The following is a 17237-nucleotide window of genomic DNA, read 5'->3' as shown; positions in this document are numbered from 1 at the left end:
GAGTCATGGAACCCGCAGGCCCTCCCGCACCCGCCCCGTCCCGGTCCCTCGCCCACCGCCGTGACCTGGCCGTACGCGCCGCCGTGGCGGACGGCCTGATCGACGGCGGCCGTCTGCCGGTCGCCGCCCTGCTCGACCTCACGACGATCCGGGAGACCGCCGCGGCCCTGCACGCGGCCTTCGCCGAGGTGGCGGGCGAGGGCCAGCGCGTGCTGCACACCTTCGCCGTGAAGGCGGGCTCGCTCGTGCCGGTGCTGCGGCTCCTCGACGACTTCGGCATCGGCGCCGAGGTGGCCAGCCCCGGCGAGCTGGCCCTCGCCCGCGCAGCCGGCGTGCCGGCCTGCCGCACGGTGCTGGACAGCCCGGCCAAGACCATCGCCGAACTGCGCGAGGCCCTGGATCTGGGCATCGCCCTGAACGCCGACAACCCCGAGGAGCTGGCCCGCCTCGACGACCTCCTCTCCGACGGCTCGCGCGGGGCGCGCGCGGCCGGGGAGGAGGCGATCGGCGTGCGCATCAACCCGCAGATCGGCGGCGGCGCCATCGACGCCATGAGCACCGCGACGGCCACCTCGAAGTTCGGCATCGCGCTGCGTGACGAAGGGGCGCGGGCCTGGGTCGTCGAGGCCTACCGGGCCCGCCCCTGGCTGACCCGGCTGCACTGCCACGTCGGTTCGCAGGGCATGCCGTTGGCCGACATGGCGGCCGGGGTCCGGGCGACGTACGAGCTGGCGGAGGAGATCAACGCGGCCGTCGGACGGCAGCAGATCACCGTGCTGGACATCGGCGGCGGCCTGCCGGTCAACTTCGCCACCGACGAGGTCACGCCCGGCTACGCGGACTACGCGCGGCTGCTGGCCGCTCAGGTCCCCGGCCTCTTCGACGGCCGCTACGGGCTGGTCACCGAATTCGGGCGGTCGCTGCTCGCCAAGGCGGGCGTGATCGTGGCGCGGGTCGAGTACGCCAAGTCCGCGGGCGGGCGCCCCATCGCCGTGACGCACGCGGGCGCGCAGGTCGCCGTGCGCACGGTGTTCGCGCCGGATGCCTGGCCGATCCGGGTGGCGGCCTACGACGCCAAGGGGCTGCCCAAGGAGGGCCCTGAGGTCACCCAGGACGTCGCCGGTCCCTGCTGTTTCGCGGGAGACCTGGTCGCCAAGGGCCGCGACCTGCCGCTGCTGGCCGGCGGGGACCACGCGGCCCTGCTGGACACCGGGGCGTACTACTTCTCCAACCCGTTCGGCTACAACTCGCTCCCCCGGCCCGGAGTTCACGGCTTCGTCGCCGAGGGCGACACGGTGCGCTTCCGCACCGTCCGCGCGCCGCAGTCCCTCGGCGACCTCGTCGCCGAGTCCGGCGGTCTCCACCGCGACGCCCTGCTCTGAACGTCGGCCTCCGCACCGTCCGGAGCGCAGGCCCCGCCCGACAGGACCCCGCCATCGCACGGCGGCGCGGAGGAGCATTCTCTGCGAGCGCCGGGGAACCCTTCCGGCCATGGCGAATCAACTCCATGCAGACGGGCCGGGTGCCGTCGGCGGCGCAGAGGACGAGGGCCGTACACCGCTGAAGCGTGCGATCGGACCGAAGCTGCTCGTCCTGTTCGTCGTCGGCGACATCCTGGGCACCGGCATCTACGCGACGACCGGCGAGATCGCCGGACGGGTCGGCGGCGCGCTGTGGCTGCCGTACGCGATCAGCTTCGTGGTGGCACTGCTGACCGCCGCCTCGTACGCGGAACTGGTCGGCAAGTACCCGCGGGCGGCGGGCGCGGCGCTGTACACGCAGAAGGCGTTCCGGGTGCCGTTCCTGACGTTCATCGTGGCGTTCATGGTGATGTCGTCGGGCCTGTCCTCGGCGAGTGCGGCGGCGCGCGCGTTCAGCGGCGACTACCTCCAGACGTTCGTGGACATCCCGCCGACGCTCATCGCGATCCTGTTCGTGCTCGCGCTCGCGGCGCTGACGCTGCGCGGCGTGTCGGAGTCGGTGAAGACCAACGTGGTGCTGACCGTGGTCGAGCTGACGGGCCTGGCGGTCATCCTCGCGATCGGCGTGTGGGCGGTGCTGTCGGGCGACGGCGAGCCCTCGCGGCTGACCGAGATCGATACGGGCACGGGCCAGGCCGTGGTGAGCGGCGTGCTGGGAGCGACGGCGCTGGCGTTCTTCGCCTTCGTCGGCTTCGAGGACTCGGTGAACATGGCCGAGGAGACCCGCAGGCCCTCCCGTACGTTCCCGAAGGCGCTGTTCATCGGCGTGGCCTTCACCGGCACGATCTACATCCTGGTCGCGCTGGTCTCCTCGCTGCTGGTGACACCACAGAGGCTGGAGTCGTCGTCCGGGCCGCTGCTGGAGGTGGTCGAGGCCGGCGGGCTGGACTTCCCGCCCAAGCTGTTCGCCCTGATCGCGCTCTTCGCGGTGACCAACTCCGCCCTGATCAACATCATGATGGCGTCCCGCCTCGTCTACGGCATGGCCAACGAGCGCGTCATCCCGCGCGGCATGGGCCGCGTACTGCCCTCCCGCCGCACGCCCGTGGTGGGCATCGTCTTCGTGTCCCTGATCGCCGTCGGCCTGGTGTCGACGGGGGAGATCGGCGGCCTGGGCGACACCACCTCGTTCCTGCTGCTGTGCGTGTTCTTCGTGGTGAACGTGGCGGTGCTGGTGCTGCGCAAGGACCGCGTCGCGCACCACCACTTCCGCACCCCGACCGTACTGCCGGTCGTCGGCGCGGTCACCGCGCTGGTGCTGGCCAGCCCGCTGGCCGACCGCGACACCGGTGTCTACGTCCGGGCGGGCGTGCTGGTGGCCATCGGCATCGCGCTGTGGGTCGTGAACAAGCTGGTGCTGCGCGCCTCCGCCTCCGACGGGAAGTCCGACGACGGAGCCGGCGAGCGGGCGAAGAGCGACGGGGCCGGCCCCGGCCGATGATTTCCGGGTCCCCCGGGGGTCGGTACGGATGAGCACGGTGCCGCGAGCGCGGACCGTACCGACCCCGGAGGGAGCCCCACCATGGCAGCGACGAAGGACGTCCTCGGCACCAGCGGCGTGCTGATCGCCAGCACCGACCCGGACCGGCTCGTGGCGTGGTACCGGGCGGCGCTGGAGCCGCTCGGCGCGGTGTGGCAGGAGCACATGCTGCTCGTGGCGGGCGGCATGTACGTCGGTTTCGACGGGCGGGACGACATCGAGGGCAAGCCGGCCGAGCCCGGCCGGTACATGGTCAACATCAGCGTCACCGACATCCGCGCCGCCGAGGCGCACCTGAACACCCTCGGCGTGACGTGGGTCCGCCCCGTGGAGGACGTCGGCGACGGGGTGTTCTTCTCCACCGTCATCGACCCGGACGGCAATTTCCTCCAGTTCATCCAGGTGCCCGGCGAAGGCCGCTGACGGCAGGTCATGGCCGGGCGGGGAGAGGAGACGGAGAGCGCGGAACTGCTGGAGCGGGCCGTCGGGTACGCGCTGTGCAGCGTGCGCCAGGTGACCCCGGCGCTGCTGTCCCGGCCGACGCCCTGCCGCGGCTGGGACCTGGCGGCGCTGCTGGGCCACGCGAACGACTCGCTGGCCGCGCTGCACGAGGGCACCGCGGCGGGACGCGTGGGTCTGCTGCCTGCCGCCGAGGCGTGCGGCGACCCGGTGGCGGCGTTCCGTCTGCACGCCTCCCGGCTGCTGGGCGCCTGCGCGGCGCGCGCGCCGGGGCGGGGGCGGCGCGGGCAGGCGGTGGTCACGGTGGACGGGTGGCCGCTGGAGAGCGCCGCCCTCGCGGCGGCGGGCGCGCTGGAGGTCGCCGTGCACGGCTGGGACATCGGCCGCGCGACCGGACTGCCGCGCCCGATACCGCCCGCCCTGGCGGCCGCGCTGCTGCGCGCGGCCCGCGGGCTGGTCCCGGAACCGGCCGAACGGTACCCGCTGTTCGCCCTGCCGGTGGCGGTTCCGGCGCGGGCGGACCCGGGCGATCGGCTGGTGGCGTTCCTGGGGCGCGATCCGCGCTGACCCTGCGGAGCGGCCGCCCCGGGGGGCGCGGGGCAGCGCGCGGGCTCAGTCGAGGAAGAGCCCGCGCGCCGCGGCGCGGGCGTCGAACTCCTCCAGACGGGCCTGCGCGTCGGGCAGGCCGTCGCACATCGCCTCCAGCAGCACCCGGCCCAGCAGCATCGGCGCGCAGGCGGTGTCGAAGGCCAGCCCAGTGCCGACGGCGGCGGGCAGCAGCAGGTCGTCCGGGCCGGCGACGGGCGCGAACGCGCTGTCCGCGACCGTGATCACGCGCAGCCCGGAGCCCCGCGCCTGCTCCAGCGCGTCCGCCAGTTCCCGCGGGTGGCGCGGCAGGGCGAAGCACAGCAGCACGTTCGCCCCGGCGCGTGCCGCCGCCTCCAGCCGGTCGGACAGCATCGAGCCGCTCTCGTCCAGCAGCCGCACGTCCGGATGGACCTTGGCGGCGAAGTACGCGAAGCCCCGCGCCTGCGCGGAGGCGGCGCGCAGGCCGAGGACCGGCAGCGTGGGCGAGGCGGCGAGCAGCCGTCCCGCCCGCTCGACCGGCTCCGGGTCGGCCAGCAGTTCGGCGAGGTGCCGGAGGTTGTCGATCTCCGCCCGCACGGCCTGCTGGTATGCGTTCGGCGGCGCAAACTCGCCCTCCCCGGGGACAGGCGCGGTGGCCGGCACCTCCCGCAGGTGGCGGCGCAGGGCGGGGTAGCCGTCGAAGCCGAGAGCCACCGCGAACCGGGTCACCGACGGCTGGCTGACGCCCGCCAGCTCGGCCAGCTCCACGCTGGACAGGAACGGCGCGTCGGCCGCGCGCCGCACCATGCAGTGCGCGATCCGGCGCTGCGTCGGAGTGAGCCGCCGCCCCTCGAAGAGCTGCTGCAGCCGCCCACTCGCCGGGACGCCGTTCCCCGCAGCCGCCTGGTCACCATTCATCACCCGTCGACTCTGCATGACTCTATGCAGAACGGGCAAGCGGGGGCGTGTCCCCCGGGCGAGTGGGGGGCTGGCCCCACTGTGCGGCACCCGCGCGCTCCGTACGGTGAACACCATGGAGAGCATGGGCGGCAGCGGCGGTGAGCTGCGGAAGGACCTCGACGCGACCTTGCAGACACGCAAGGAGCTGGGTCCCGAGTACGAGGACGAGCTCGTCGAGAGCTTTCTGGAGAAGCTGGACGGCGCGGTGGAACGCCGCGTGCGGCGCCAGCTCGCGGAACGGCAGATGGAGGTCGCCCGCGGCCACGGTGCGGGGGTGCGCGGCGGGGCGCTGTCCTCGGCGTCCCCTGCCTACCCCGACGGCCTCGGTCCACGGCTGTGGCTCGCCGTCACCTCCCTGGTGCTGGCGGTCCCCCTCTCGGCCATCGCCGTCGTCAATGCCGGCCTGGCCGGACTCCTCGTGTGCTGGACCGGCGTCGTCGCGGTCAACGCCGTCCAGGCGGCGCGTGACGTCTTCGGCCGCCGCGGCTCCCGCGACGCGGACGCCGACGGCTGGACCTGACGGGCCGCGCTCCGCACGGCCCGCGCGGGCCGTACACGGCCCCCGAACTCGAGGGCCGCCCCCGGCGGCGGGGGCGGCCCACAGCGCTACTTGTCGCGCGCCAGGAACGCCAGCAGGTCCTGCCGGCTCAGGACGCCCGTCGGCTTCCCGTCCTCCAGGACGAGCGACGCGTCCGCGCCCTCCAGCACCGCCATCAGGTCCCCGACGCTCTCCCCCGAGCCCACGTGGGGCAGCGGCGCGCTCATGTGCTTCTCCAGCGGTTCGCCCAGCGACGCCCGCTGTGTGAACAGCGCGTCCAGCAGTTCCCGCTCCACGACCGAGCCGACGACCTCGGCGGCCATGACGTCCGGGTGGCCGGCGCCGGGCTTGACCACCGGCATCTGCGAGACGCCGTACTCGCGCAGCACCTCGATCGCCTCGCCGACGGTCTCCTCCGGGTGCATGTGGACGAGCGAAGGGATCGGCCCCTCCTTGAAGCGCAGCACGTCGCCGACCCGCCCCGCGGCGGACTCGCCCTCCTCCAGGAAGCCGTAGTCGTTCATCCACTCGTCGTTGAAGATCTTGCTGAGGTAGCCGCGACCGCCGTCCGGCAGCAGCACCACCACGACGTCGTCCTCCCCGAGCCGTTCGGCGACCCGCAGCGCGGCCACGACGGCCATGCCGCACGAGCCGCCGACCAGCAGGCCCTCCTCGCGGGCGAGGCGGCGCGTCATCTGGAAGGAGTCCTTGTCGGAGACGGCGACGATCTCGTCCGCGACCTCACGGTCGTAGGCGTCCGGCCAGAAGTCTTCACCGACGCCCTCCACCAGGTAGGGGCGCCCGGAACCGCCGCTGTAGACCGACCCCTCCGGGTCGGCGCCGACGACGCGGACCTTCCCCTCGCTGGCGTCCTTGAGGTAGCGCCCGGTGCCCGAGATCGTGCCGCCCGTACCGATGCCGGTCACGAAGTGCGTGATCCGCCCGTCGGTCTGCTTCCACAGCTCCGGGCCGGTGGTCTCGTAGTGCGACCGCGGGTTGTCCGTGTTGCTGTACTGGTCCGGCTTCCAGGCGCCGGGCGTCTCGCGCACCAGACGGTCGGACACGTTGTAGTACGAGTCGGGGTGCTCGGGGTCCACCGCCGTCGGGCAAACGACCACCTCGGCGCCGTACGCGCGCAACACGTTGATCTTGTCCAGCGACACCTTGTCCGGGCAGACGAAGATGCAGCGGTAGCCCTTCTGCTGGGCCACGATCGCCAGGCCGACGCCGGTGTTGCCCGAGGTGGGCTCGACGATCACCCCGCCGGGCTGCAGGGCGCCGCTGCGCTCCGCCGCCTCGATCATGCGCACGGCGATGCGGTCCTTCACCGAGCCGCCGGGGTTGAAGTACTCGACCTTCGCCAGCACGGTCGCCCGCAGGCCCTTCGTGACGCTGTTCAGCTTGAGCAGCGGGGTGTTGCCGACAAGATCGATCATCGACTCGTGATACTGCACCTGTTCTCCACGCCTCTCGGGGGTTGACCCTTGTCAGGTTTTCGGGGGGTTCGCCCCCAGGTGAATCCAGCGGTTGCCGCCACCTCTCTACCCGTGTCGACACCCTATTGCGCACCACGCGCACGCCCGGGGCGCGTATCACGGAGGGCTACGCGGGGCAACACAGTGTTGAGGAAGGAAGCTCGGCGGAACTGAACGCACCGCCCACTCGTCACGTATCGAAACACTGGGAGGCGGACCACCACCATGCCGATGTCGAAGGCGGCGACCGCCAGAGTGGCGCGCCGGATCGCAACCGCTGCCGCGTACGGCAGCGGGGGCCTCGGGCTGATCGGGGGCGCGGCCGTAGGTCTGCTGTTCACCGAGGCGCAGATCGCCAAACGCCGGGTGGGCGGCTCCGACGACTCGCCACCCGTGGCGGACGGCCTCTACGGAGCAGCGTACGCCGCCCGGCACCGGGCCGGCGGGCACGGCGAGTTCGGCGGCCCGCACGTCCGTCCGCTCCGGCTGGCCATGCTCGGCGACTCCACGGCCGCCGGCCAGGGCGTGCACCGCCCCCGCCAGACGCCCGGCGCACTGCTGGCCTCCGCGCTGGCGGCGGTCGCCGAGCGGCCGGTCGAGTTCCGGAACGTCGCGCTGCCCGGCGCGCAGTCCGACGACCTGGAACGCCAGGTCACCATGCTGCTCGGCGAACGCGACGGGGCACCCGACGTGTGCGTGGTGATGATCGGCGCCAACGACGTCACGCACCGGATGCCGCCCGCACGGTCCGTGCGCCTGCTCTCCGACGCGGTCGCCCGGCTGCGCACCGCGGGCTGCGAGGTCGTCGTGGGCACCTGCCCCGACCTCGGCACGATCGAGCCCGTCGCTCAGCCGCTGCGCTGGATCGCACGACGGCTGAGTCGTCAGCTCGCCGCCGCGCAGACCATCGCGGTGGTGGAGGAGGGCGGCCGCACGGTCTCCCTGGGCGAGCTGCTGGGGCCGGAGTTCCAGGCCAACCCGCGGGAGCTGTTCAGCCCCGACAACTACCACCCCTCGGCGGAGGGATACGCGACCGCCGCGATGGCGATACTGCCGACGGTGTGCGCGACGCTGGGCCTGTGGCCGACGGAGGAGGAACGGCCCGACGCGCGCCGCCGCGAGGGCATCCTGCCGGTGGCCCGCGCGGCAGCGGAGGCCGCGGCCGAGGGCGGCACGGAGGTCGCCTCCGTGCGCGGACCGTGGGCCCTTCTCAAGCACCGCCGCCGACGGCGCCTGCCGCCCGCGGAGGACCGCGAACCGGCCCGCCCCGCCGACGCCGACGCGCGCTGACGCCCGCGGCCGGCCCACGCGGCAGCGCCTCCCCCGAGCCCGGCCGGGCCGCAGCCTGGAGCCGGGCCACTCCCCTCGGGGACGTGGCCATCGCAGGTCCGACACCCGCCCGAACCCCTCCGCCGGGGGCCCGGGGCCATGGGCAGGCCGTGGCGGACCGGGCAGCGACAGGGCCGGGGGCGGGCTGGGGGACGTCGGCAGGCACCCGGAGGGGAAAGCGTACGCTTAGGAAAGAGGTCCGCGTCACACCGTGGGAGCCGTGACCCGCCCCCTACGTGCGGGTAGCTTCACGTGACAGACCCGCCCGTCCACGCCGCCCCGAGGGAGCCCGTGATGCCCGAAGCCGTGATCGTCTCCGCCGCCCGTTCGCCGATCGGCCGTGCCGTCAAGGGCTCGCTGAAGGACGTGCGCCCGGACGACCTGACCGCGGACATCGTCAAGGCCGCCCTGGCGAAGGTTCCACAGCTGGACCCGAGGCAGATCGACGACCTGATGCTCGGCTGCGGTCTCCCCGGCGGCGAGCAGGGCCACAACCTGGGCCGCGTGGTGGCCGTACAACTCGGCATGGACCACCTTCCGGGCTGCACCGTCACCCGCTACTGCTCGTCCTCGCTGCAGACGACCCGGATGGCGATGCACGCCATCAAGGCCGGCGAGGGCGACGTGTTCGTGTCGGCCGGCGTCGAGACCGTGTCGCGGTTCGCGAACGGTTCGTCGGACGGCATGCCCGGCACCCACAACCCGCTGTTCGCGGACGCGGAGGCCCGTACGGCGGACCGGGCGGAGAACGGCGCCGAGACGTGGACCGACCCGCGCGAGGACGGGAAGGTCCCCGACATCTACGTCGCGATGGGCCAGACCGCCGAGAACCTCGCCCGGCACAAGGGCGTCTCGCGGCGCGAGATGGACGAGTTCGGAGTGCGCTCGCAGAACCTCGCGGAAAAGGCCCTCGCCGACGGCTTCTGGGAGCGCGAGATCACTCCCGTCACGCTGCCGGACGGCACCGTCGTGGCGAAGGACGACGGACCGCGCGCGGGCGTGACACTGGAGGGCGTCGAAGGGCTGAAGCCGGTGTTCCGGCCCGACGGCCGGGTCACCGCCGGAAACTGCTGCGCGCTCAACGACGGCGCCGCCGCCCTGGTGATCATGTCGGACACCAAGGCCCGGGAGCTGGGCGTCACGCCGCTGGCCCGCGTCGTGTCGACGGGCGTGTCCGGGCTGTCGCCGGAGATCATGGGCCTCGGCCCCGTGGAGGCGTCGAAGCAGGCCCTCGCGAGGGCCGGGATGACGATCGGCGACATCGACCTGGTCGAGATCAACGAGGCGTTCGCCGCGCAGGTCATCCCGTCCTACCAGGACCTCGGCATCGACCTGGCCCGGCTGAATGTCAACGGCGGCGCCATCGCCGTCGGCCACCCCTTCGGCATGACGGGCGCCCGCATCACCGGCACGCTCCTCAACTCCCTCCAGTGGCACGACAAGCAGTTCGGCCTGGAGACCATGTGCGTCGGCGGCGGTCAGGGCATGGCGATGGTGCTGGAACGGCTCAGCTGAGCGCTTTCCCGATCACACCGGCCGAACGAGCGAGAATTTGAGCCGAGCGTCACCTGCCGGTCACTTTCGGCAGGGAAATGCAATCGAACAGATCGGAATTGTTGCCCGCCTCACTTTCTCCGTCCCGACGAGTTCGAAGCGCCCTCAGGATGTGATATATCCCCTGGGGGCGCTGCGTTCTTCCTGGTCACGAACGTAGATCCCGGACCGCCGTGCATTTCCATCTGTCCCATTGATGGCGCTTTGCACTACGGTCGTGCAAGTCTTACCGAGAAACTGCGGTAGGAATTCGGGAGACCGAAACGGAACCGGGAGTACCTCAGTGAGCGCCATATCCCTCATCCTGCTGGCGGCCGCGGGCCTGGCCATCGCGCTGGGCGGCGCCGCCCTCCTCCTGCTGCGCGGTCTGCACCGCGAACTCGCCGACCTGGGCGGCCGCCTGGACACGGCGGTCGCGGCCCGCGCCACCGCAGACACCGCCACGGCGGCCATGTCTGCCATGTCCGCCCTGTCGGTGCCCGCGGCCCGCCCCGCTCCGGTCGAAGAGATCCGCACCGCGGTGGCCCAGGCGCTCGCCGAGGAACGCGAGCGGGAACTGGCCGAGGCGCGCGCCTTCTGGGCCGCGCAGGAGACCCGGGACGGCGAGGCGTCGCTCCTCGCCGGGCACGGCACCGAGTACGAGGTCTCCCCGGAAGCGGACCGCGCCTTGCTGGAGGCCCTGCTCGACGGGCGCCTCGACGGCTCCGAGGGCCTCAAGGACCGCGACGGGGACCTGTTCGTGCCCCGCCAGGCAGAACCGGGCGACGGCCTCACCGACGACCTCACCGACGACCGAGAGAGCCCCTTCGGCGCCGCTCTCACCGGTGCCCTGGACGACTACCCGGGCCTCACGGACCTCGGCGCGTACGACGACCCGTACCCGTTCACCGCGGACACCGACGACGCGGGCGCCGACGACGCCGAACTGGCGGCCGCCCGCCGGCGCCACCCCTCGCACCCGGACTTCACCCTCTCCGGCGAGCCCGTCGGCCCCTCCCCGGTCCCCGCTGCCGGCACGCCGACGCTCGCCGAGCACGAGCGGACCGTGCGCCGCCTGACCGAGCTCGCCGACGCCCGAACGCCGCTGCTGGACGTGCGGCCCGGCCCGCTCGGCACCCTGGACATCTACGCGTTCGAGGACGGCACCACCGTCTGCATGTCCCCCGGGCACCGGGAGACGGCCGAGCAGCTCGCCGACGCGCTGGACGCGGGTCTCACCCCGCTGCTGCTGGGCGGCTCCAGCGTCTCCGGCGCCTACTCGCTGACGTTCGAGATCGGCGACGACCGGATCTACCTGCTCGCCGACCGGGTCATCGCCTCGCTGTAGCCGGGACGCGCCGCTCCGGTCACAGCTTCGCTCCGACCTCGGTGACCAGCCGGAGCACCTCAGTGAGCTGCTCCCGCGTACCGGAGTCGGCCAGCGCCACCGCCAGGTCGTGCCCGGCGACGGAGAGCTGGTCGCCCGCCGCGAACGGGCCCGCCTCCGGCAGCGGCCGCGGGTCCCGGCCCGGGAACTCCAGCAGCTGGGCGCGACGCGCCAACTCCGCGGCCAGACCATGCGCCTCGGCTGCCGCGCCGCGCAGCAGCGCACTCTGCGGCATCGCCCGCAGCCGGTCCGCGAGAAGGTCCACCTCGTCGGTCAAGGGCGTCGCATCCAGCACGCCGCCACCTTACGCGTCACCGGCCGAGCAACCGTGCGCCCCCGATCCACGGAGCGGGACGGTTGCCAATACCCCCGCACTCAGGCACCGTGGCGGGAAGGACTCCAAGCGGCAGCATCCGGAGGCGCCGATGTCCCAGACCTTCTCCGCCGAGACCCATCAGAACCTGCTCTCCCGCATTCCGCAGTGCACCGGTCGCGAGATCTCCGAGTGGATCCGCACCGTCGACGAAGGGCCGTCCCTCTTCCGCTTCGAGGAAAAGGTGAGCTGGCTCCGCGGGGAGCATAACCTCACCTACGGCTACGCCAAGGCGATCGTCCACGAGTACGACCTGAGGCGCGCCGCGCGCCACCTGTGACCACGCCCTCCGGAAGGGCACCGAACCCGGAACGGACAGACGGAAGGGCCCGCGAGGCGTTCGCCTCGCGGGCCCTTCCCACGTCTGCTCCGGCCGCCGTGGGCCGCCGGGTCAGTCGCTGTTGAGGATGGACAGGAGCCGCAGGAACTCCAGGTAGATCCAGACCAGGGTCAGGGTCAGACCGAACGCGGCCAGCCACGACTCCTCGCGCGGCGCGCCGTAGGCGATGCCGTCCTCGACCTGCTTGAAGTCCAGAGCGAGGAAGGCGGCGCCGAGCACGACGCCGAGCACGCCGAACAGGATGCCGAGACCGCCGGAGCGGAACCCGAGGCCGTCACCGCCCGCGAACACGGCGAACAGCAGGTTGACGCCCATCAGCAGGATGAAGCCGATCGCGGCCGCCATCACGAACTTGTAGAAGCGCCGGGTCACACGGATGATCCGCTGCTTGTACATGAACAGCACCGCGGCGAAGACCGCCATGGTGCCGAGCACCGCCTGCATCGCCACGCCGTTGCCGACATAGCTGTTGAGGTAGTTGCTGATCGCGCCCAGGAACACGCCCTCGAAGGCCGCGTAGCCCAGGATCAGCGCGGGCGAGGCCTTGCGCTTGAAGATCTGCACGAAGGCCAGGACCATCGCGATCAGCGCCGCGGCGATGGCGACGCCGAGGCTGACGTTCAGGATCCACGCGGCGGCGGCCGTGACGATGACCGTGCCCAGGGTGATGCCGGTACGGGCGACGACGTCGTCGATCGTCATCCGGCCGGTCTGCGCCGGCGCGGCCGGCGGGGCACCCTGCGGGTGGGGCTGTCCCGGCGCAGCGGTCTGCTGCGCGTAGGGGTTGGTCGCGTACGGGTTGTTCGCCGCCGGACCGGCCGCGTACGGGTTCCCGGCCTGCTGCTGGCCGGCGAAACCGGTGGCGGCACCGCCGTCTCGGCTGAGTCCCCGTCGCGAGAAGACCGGGTTGCTGCTCCTCATCTCACTCCTCCATGACCGCACGGCGCGGCCTTGCCTCCAGAGTAATGCCTGGGCAAAAACAGCACGCTAGTGCAGCGGTGAGAACGAGCGAAAGGGCCGTGATTGTTCCGAGACCGCGAGTGACCTTTCCGTTGACCCGCATGGTCCAGCAGAAGGCGCGGGCCAAGCCCCCGCGTTCCCACAATGGTGCCCGTGGCAGCAGTGCAGCGTGAACGTCGACGCACGCGGGAGGGCTGAACCGTGGACGGGACGGGCCTCTACCTGTACGGCGTGGTGCGTCCCGGCCGCCGCCTGCCGGCCGCACTGTGCGGTGTGGGCGCGCCACCCGGGGAGTTGCGGCTCGTCACCGCACGGTCGACCGCCGCCGTCGTCAGCGACGCGCCCGCCGGGCTCCGCGCCCGGCGCCGTGATCTGCCGGCCCACTGGGACCTGCTGCTGGCCCTCGCGTCCGGCGGGCGACCGGTGCTGCCGATGGGTTTCGGCAGCGTCGCCCCGGACGAGCAGACGGTCCGCGAACGACTCGCCGCCGCCGAGCCGTGGCATCTGGAGTCGTTGGAGCGCGTGGCCGGCCGGCTCGAACTGAACGTCAAGGCGGCCGTGTCCGATGACGGCCTGGAAGCGCTGATGCGCGAGGACCCGCAGGTGCGGAGGCTGCGGGACGAGCTGCACCGGGACCCCGGCTACGTGGCGAGCATCCGGCTGGGCGAGACGGTGGCGGCCGGCCTGGGCCGCCGGGCGCGGCACGCGGCCCGCGAGGTGATGGACGACCTGGCGGCGCTGGCCGTGGCGTCGGCCGAGGGGCCGGCGGCGCCCGACTCCGTGCGCAGCACCTCTTTCCTCGTCGACGCCAGACGACAGGACGCGTTCCGTGCCGTCGCCGAACGCCTGGCGGCCCGGCACCGGGACGCCGTGGTGCTCCGGGTCAGCGGCCCGCTGCCCTGCTACAGCTTCGTCACGCGGGAGGCGCCCGCCCCCGCCTCCCGTACCGCGACCCGGACCGGCTGAACCGGGGAGGGGCCCACCGCTCAGACGTGGATCGCGAGCTTGAACTGCGCGTGGAGCAGGCGCCGGGGCCGGTCGTCGTTGTGCGCCACCTTCAGGCCCAGCGGGGTGTCGGGATGCACGAAGATCGCGTGGGTCTTGGTGAAGCACTGCATCCCGGGCGACGGCCGCCGGTGATCGGTGCCGGTCGAGTCCTCCCCGCCCGCCAGGCCGAGCGGGTCGCGCACGAAGCGGTCCCGCAGCTCGGTGTAGTCACCGGCCTCCCAGTGGATGTTCGCGACCAGGTCGCCCCAGCCGTCGGCCGCGGGCCAGATCAGCCCTGACCGCTCGTCCGGATATGTGGACCCGTCGCCGTCGGGCTGTTGGGTCTGGTGCATCCCGTGCCGGTCGTACGACTCCCGGCTTCCGTAGGGAAAGCGCACCAGCCGGTACCCACCCGGCTCGATCATCTGACCGTTCCCGTGCACGTACAACGAGCAGACCAGCACCGCCATGCCGCCTCCCGGCTTCGGACCGACGCCCCGTACACAGCTTTCCCCTTTACCCGGCCGCGGACTCGCCCCGGACGCACGGTGCTTCAGCTCGCCGCCCCGACGAGGGAGAGGGCCGCGAGCATGAGGAGGACGACCAGGACGGGGGCCAGGGCGGCGAGGGCCGGGCGCAGGCCGGCGGACCGGCGGCGGGGCGGGAGGAGCCATGAGGCGACGAGCAGGGCGGCGGGCAGCAGCAGTCCCCACTGGTAGACGGCGTGGGCGAGTTCGAGGGAGTCGTGGAAACGGGCGGCCTCCGCATCGCCGCACGAGGCGCAGCCCATCGAGGCGATCGCCAGGACGATGAAGCAGATGTAGGCCAGCGGGAACGTCACCACGGTGGCGAGGACGCGGCCGAGGAGGGCGTCGCCGCGCGACTGCGGGTTTCGGGCCACCTGCGCCGCTCCGCCGACCTCGCCGGGCGGAACGGGCGCGTCGGACGAGCCGGCGTCGGGGGACGTGGTGGGCTCGACGGACGAAGAGTCGTCGGGGGACGAGGCGTCCTCGGCTGCGGTGGCGGGCGCTGCGTCACGGATCGTCGTCATGTCCCCAGTCCACCGCGGCATCCACGTCGGCACATGAGTACGCGTGCTCAGTGTGCCGCTGTGTGTGCCCGGGCTCCCGGCGCGGCCGGTCCTCACCGCCCGGCGGCGCGCGGCGACGTGCCGAAGCCACTGCGGTGGGCCGTAACGCGGCGGGACGCGGGGCGGCGCCGTGCGTGCCTGGCGCCGCCCCGCGGACGGGAGCGTCAGGCTCCTAACAGGGGAAGCCGACTCCCCGGGCGGCCATGTAGTCGTGCGGGTTGTCGCCGAACCCGAAGCCGCCGTCGATGTGCACCTCGAAGTGGAGGTGCGGCCCGGTGGACTGACCCTCGCTGCCCATGGAGGCGATCCGCTGGCCGGAGGTGACCGTGTCGCCGACGGCGACGAAGCGCTCGTACATGTGGCCGTATTCGGTCACCGAGCCGTCCGCGTGGCGAATGCGGATCCACTGGCCGTAGCCGCTGGCCGTGCCGGAGTGCGTCACGGTACCGGCGTCCGCCGCGTAGAGGGGCGTACCGCGGCTGTTGGCGATGTCGAGGCCGTCATGACCGCTGTGGTAGTCCTGGCTGATGACGCCGGCGGCGGGGCAGGCGCCGGTGAAGGCCGGGCCGTGGGGCTGTGCGACCGCCGGTGTGGCGGTGAGCGCGGTCAGCAGTGCGCCACCGGCCAGCGCCACGGCTGCCGTGCTGCGGGCGGTTCGGATTCCGCGGGGAAACAGGGGCATGTGCTCTCCTCCGGCAAGATCGTGGGGGGTGCGCCGTCCCGTGCGCGCGGCGCCGGGACGGCGGAAGATCGTGCACACGACGAGGCGCGGCGCGGGGAGCCGCGGCCCTCCCCGTGAGGAGAGGACCCCGGCGCCCGCGGCGGCGCTCGCCGGTCAGGTGGCCGCAGCCTCGGCGATCAGCTGATGGGCGATGCCCTCGGCCTGGTCGTAGCGCTCGGGGTACGCGGAGCGCTGGACGCTCTGGGCGAGCTGACCGGCGGTGTAGCCCGGGTTGTTCGCGTCGTTGGGTATGGCCTGGTCCAGGAACGCGTTCGTGGCGTGGACCGGGTCCATGCACTGCTCGGGGGTTCCCCAGCCCTGGCTCGGGCGCTGCTGGAAGACACCCAGCGAGTCACGGTCGCCGCAGTTGAGGTTGTGCATGTGCGACTCGACCCAGCCCGCCTCGAAGGCGGCGAGCATGACCTTCGGGGTCACGGCCCGCTGGGTGGCGATGTCATGGACGATGTTGATGATCGCCGGGTCGTGAGTGGGGGGAACGGTGCAGGCCGCGTCGAGGATCTCGGCGTTCGCCCGTGTGTCACCGGCGCGCGGCGCCGGGGGGACGTCCGAGCCCGCGGCCGAGGCGGTGGCGGAGAAGCCGGTGAGGACCAGGACGCCGGCGGCGAGGCCGACGGCGCTGCGGGAGAGGAGGCGGCCTCTGCCGCTCTTCGCGAAGCGTGTCATGAGGTTGTGGCCTTCCATGTGGGGGGTCGGGAACGCGCGTAGAACGAGCAGTCCCGTGGAAAAGGCGTGCACACCTGCTGCTCACGGCCGAGGTGACTGTGGGGGGAACGCAAACCGTGGGCAAGCAATTTCGAAAAGGGAACGTACAAGCCTGCCAATGGGCCGTCAACAGGTGCGCGGAAACCGGCCTCGACGCACGCGAAGGGCGCGAACAAGCCTGATGGGGCGCGCTTTTGCCCGGGGTGAGCACCACCGCACCACAGCGGATCACCAACGGACCGCGACCGTTTCAGTGGTGGCACCACTGGCGCTTTGTGCGCGCAAACGTCGCTCTCCGGATTGCGCACAGGAAAGGGACGCCACAAAGTGACACGACGTTGCTTTCACGCGCGTGCACGTCCTGCATTCCGCCCCGGCTCCACGCAGCGGCCGACACCCTTACGCCGAACGCACCGAACGGCGGGACGGAACGACCGGAACGGGGCCTCGTCGAGGGCGCGGGGCGTGGCGGCAGGGAAAGGGGGTGGTGCCCGGAGCCGGGCTCGAACCGGCACGGCCCTGAGGGCCAACGAGGTTTAAGCTCGTCGTGTCTGCATTCCACCATCCGGGCACTGGCTCCACGCCCGCACCCCGCACGGAGCTGGCACAACGCCGGAGCGTGAGCGACGGCCCACGCGGGGTACGGAGAGAGACTATCCAGGACCGCGCCCGAGCTGGGGATCGAGTCCTCGAAGTTGTCTTATTTTAAGGCTACCTGACGACACGTCAGAGCAGGTCGGAGGGCGTTCCCCGCTCTGCCTCGCGGCAGGGGAAGAGGGCCGGAATTGACGCAAACCGTCCGGTCTGCACAACCGCGGGGAAGGCGCCCGCACC

18 protein-coding genes and 1 tRNA gene are annotated in these 17237 nt (G+C 72.6%); 10 read left to right on the top strand and 9 right to left on the bottom strand.

The window, feature by feature from the left end; genetic code table 11:
• Positions 1-5 precede the first annotated feature (5 nt).
• The 4 genes from E4198_RS16460 to E4198_RS16445 all read left to right on the top strand — a co-directional run bounded on the left by E4198_RS16460 (position 6) and on the right by E4198_RS16445 (position 3987).
• Positions 6-1382, top strand: a complete 1377-nt coding sequence (locus E4198_RS16460) for a diaminopimelate decarboxylase (RefSeq protein ID WP_136183831.1) — start codon at positions 6-8, stop codon at positions 1380-1382.
• A gap of 109 nt (positions 1383-1491) precedes the next feature.
• Positions 1492-2922 carry an APC family permease gene (locus tag E4198_RS16455; protein WP_136183830.1) on the top strand — a complete coding sequence of 477 codons (1431 nt, stop codon included), beginning with the start codon at positions 1492-1494 and terminating at the stop codon, positions 2920-2922.
• Between the two features lie 81 nt (positions 2923-3003).
• Positions 3004-3384, top strand: a complete 381-nt coding sequence (locus tag E4198_RS16450; RefSeq protein ID WP_136183829.1) for a VOC family protein — start codon at positions 3004-3006, stop codon at positions 3382-3384.
• A 9-nt stretch (positions 3385-3393) separates the two neighbouring features.
• Complete coding sequence (locus E4198_RS16445) at positions 3394-3987, top strand: TIGR03086 family metal-binding protein (protein WP_136183828.1); 594 nt, start codon at positions 3394-3396, stop codon at positions 3985-3987.
• A 45-nt stretch (positions 3988-4032) separates the two neighbouring features.
• Here E4198_RS16445 and E4198_RS16440 read toward each other — a convergent pair whose 3' ends face one another.
• On the bottom strand, positions 4033-4905 hold the full coding sequence (locus tag E4198_RS16440; protein ID WP_136183827.1) for a MurR/RpiR family transcriptional regulator: 873 nt from the start codon (positions 4903-4905) through the stop codon (positions 4033-4035).
• Between the two features lie 115 nt (positions 4906-5020).
• On the opposite strand from E4198_RS16440, the gene E4198_RS16435 reads away from it, so the two are divergent.
• Positions 5021-5467, top strand: coding sequence for a hypothetical protein (locus E4198_RS16435; RefSeq protein WP_168711454.1), 447 nt, complete (start codon positions 5021-5023; stop codon positions 5465-5467).
• Between the two features lie 86 nt (positions 5468-5553).
• Here E4198_RS16435 and E4198_RS16430 read toward each other — a convergent pair whose 3' ends face one another.
• The gene (locus E4198_RS16430) at positions 5554-6939 is read right to left on the bottom strand and encodes a cystathionine beta-synthase (RefSeq protein WP_136183826.1); all 1386 of its coding nucleotides are present in this window, start codon (positions 6937-6939) and stop codon (positions 5554-5556) included.
• 246 nt (positions 6940-7185) lie between these two features.
• Between E4198_RS16430 and E4198_RS16425 the strand changes: the two genes are divergently transcribed.
• The 3 genes from E4198_RS16425 (at position 7186) to E4198_RS16415 (ending at position 11170) form a co-directional block, all read left to right on the top strand.
• The gene (locus tag E4198_RS16425) at positions 7186-8250 is read left to right on the top strand and encodes an SGNH/GDSL hydrolase family protein (protein WP_136183825.1); all 1065 of its coding nucleotides are present in this window, start codon (positions 7186-7188) and stop codon (positions 8248-8250) included.
• Positions 8251-8583: 333 nt separating this feature from the next.
• Positions 8584-9804, top strand: a complete 1221-nt coding sequence (locus tag E4198_RS16420) for an acetyl-CoA C-acetyltransferase (protein WP_136183824.1) — start codon at positions 8584-8586, stop codon at positions 9802-9804.
• Between the two features lie 322 nt (positions 9805-10126).
• Positions 10127-11170, top strand: coding sequence for a hypothetical protein (locus E4198_RS16415; protein ID WP_136183823.1), 1044 nt, complete (start codon positions 10127-10129; stop codon positions 11168-11170).
• Between the two features lie 19 nt (positions 11171-11189).
• Here E4198_RS16415 and E4198_RS16410 read toward each other — a convergent pair whose 3' ends face one another.
• A complete protein-coding gene (locus E4198_RS16410; RefSeq protein ID WP_168711453.1) occupies positions 11190-11504 on the bottom strand; it encodes a hypothetical protein in 315 nt (104 codons plus the stop codon).
• 130 nt (positions 11505-11634) lie between these two features.
• Here E4198_RS16410 and E4198_RS16405 point away from each other — a divergent pair, with 130 nt between their 5' ends.
• On the top strand, positions 11635-11862 hold the full coding sequence (locus E4198_RS16405; protein WP_027764025.1) for a DUF4287 domain-containing protein: 228 nt from the start codon (positions 11635-11637) through the stop codon (positions 11860-11862).
• Positions 11863-11973: 111 nt separating this feature from the next.
• Here the strand turns inward: E4198_RS16405 and E4198_RS16400 are convergent, their stop codons facing one another.
• Entirely contained in the window at positions 11974-12843 is an 870-nt protein-coding gene (locus tag E4198_RS16400) for a Bax inhibitor-1/YccA family protein (protein WP_136183822.1), read from the bottom strand.
• 240 nt (positions 12844-13083) lie between these two features.
• On the opposite strand from E4198_RS16400, the gene E4198_RS16395 reads away from it, so the two are divergent.
• Complete coding sequence (locus E4198_RS16395; RefSeq protein WP_136183821.1) at positions 13084-13848, top strand: GvpL/GvpF family gas vesicle protein; 765 nt, start codon at positions 13084-13086, stop codon at positions 13846-13848.
• Between the two features lie 20 nt (positions 13849-13868).
• On the opposite strand, the gene E4198_RS16390 is transcribed toward E4198_RS16395, so the two are convergent.
• The 5 genes from E4198_RS16390 to E4198_RS16370 form a co-directional block, all read right to left on the bottom strand.
• Positions 13869-14339 carry a hypothetical protein gene (locus E4198_RS16390; protein ID WP_136183820.1) on the bottom strand — a complete coding sequence of 157 codons (471 nt, stop codon included), beginning with the start codon at positions 14337-14339 and terminating at the stop codon, positions 13869-13871.
• Between the two features lie 83 nt (positions 14340-14422).
• Entirely contained in the window at positions 14423-14920 is a 498-nt protein-coding gene (locus E4198_RS16385) for a hypothetical protein (RefSeq protein WP_136183819.1), read from the bottom strand.
• A 211-nt stretch (positions 14921-15131) separates the two neighbouring features.
• Positions 15132-15641, bottom strand: coding sequence for a M23 family metallopeptidase (locus tag E4198_RS16380; RefSeq protein WP_136183818.1), 510 nt, complete (start codon positions 15639-15641; stop codon positions 15132-15134).
• A gap of 153 nt (positions 15642-15794) precedes the next feature.
• The gene (locus E4198_RS16375; protein WP_136183817.1) at positions 15795-16364 is read right to left on the bottom strand and encodes a hypothetical protein; all 570 of its coding nucleotides are present in this window, start codon (positions 16362-16364) and stop codon (positions 15795-15797) included.
• A gap of 524 nt (positions 16365-16888) precedes the next feature.
• Positions 16889-16974 (bottom strand) — tRNA-Leu (locus E4198_RS16370).
• Between the last annotated feature and the right edge of the window lie 263 nt (positions 16975-17237).

It is taken from the genome of Streptomyces sp. RKND-216 (genome assembly GCF_004795255.1).
In the GTDB taxonomy this organism is placed as follows: domain Bacteria; phylum Actinomycetota; class Actinomycetes; order Streptomycetales; family Streptomycetaceae; genus Streptomyces; species Streptomyces hazeniae.
This window is presented reverse-complemented; position numbering and strand designations above follow the sequence as displayed.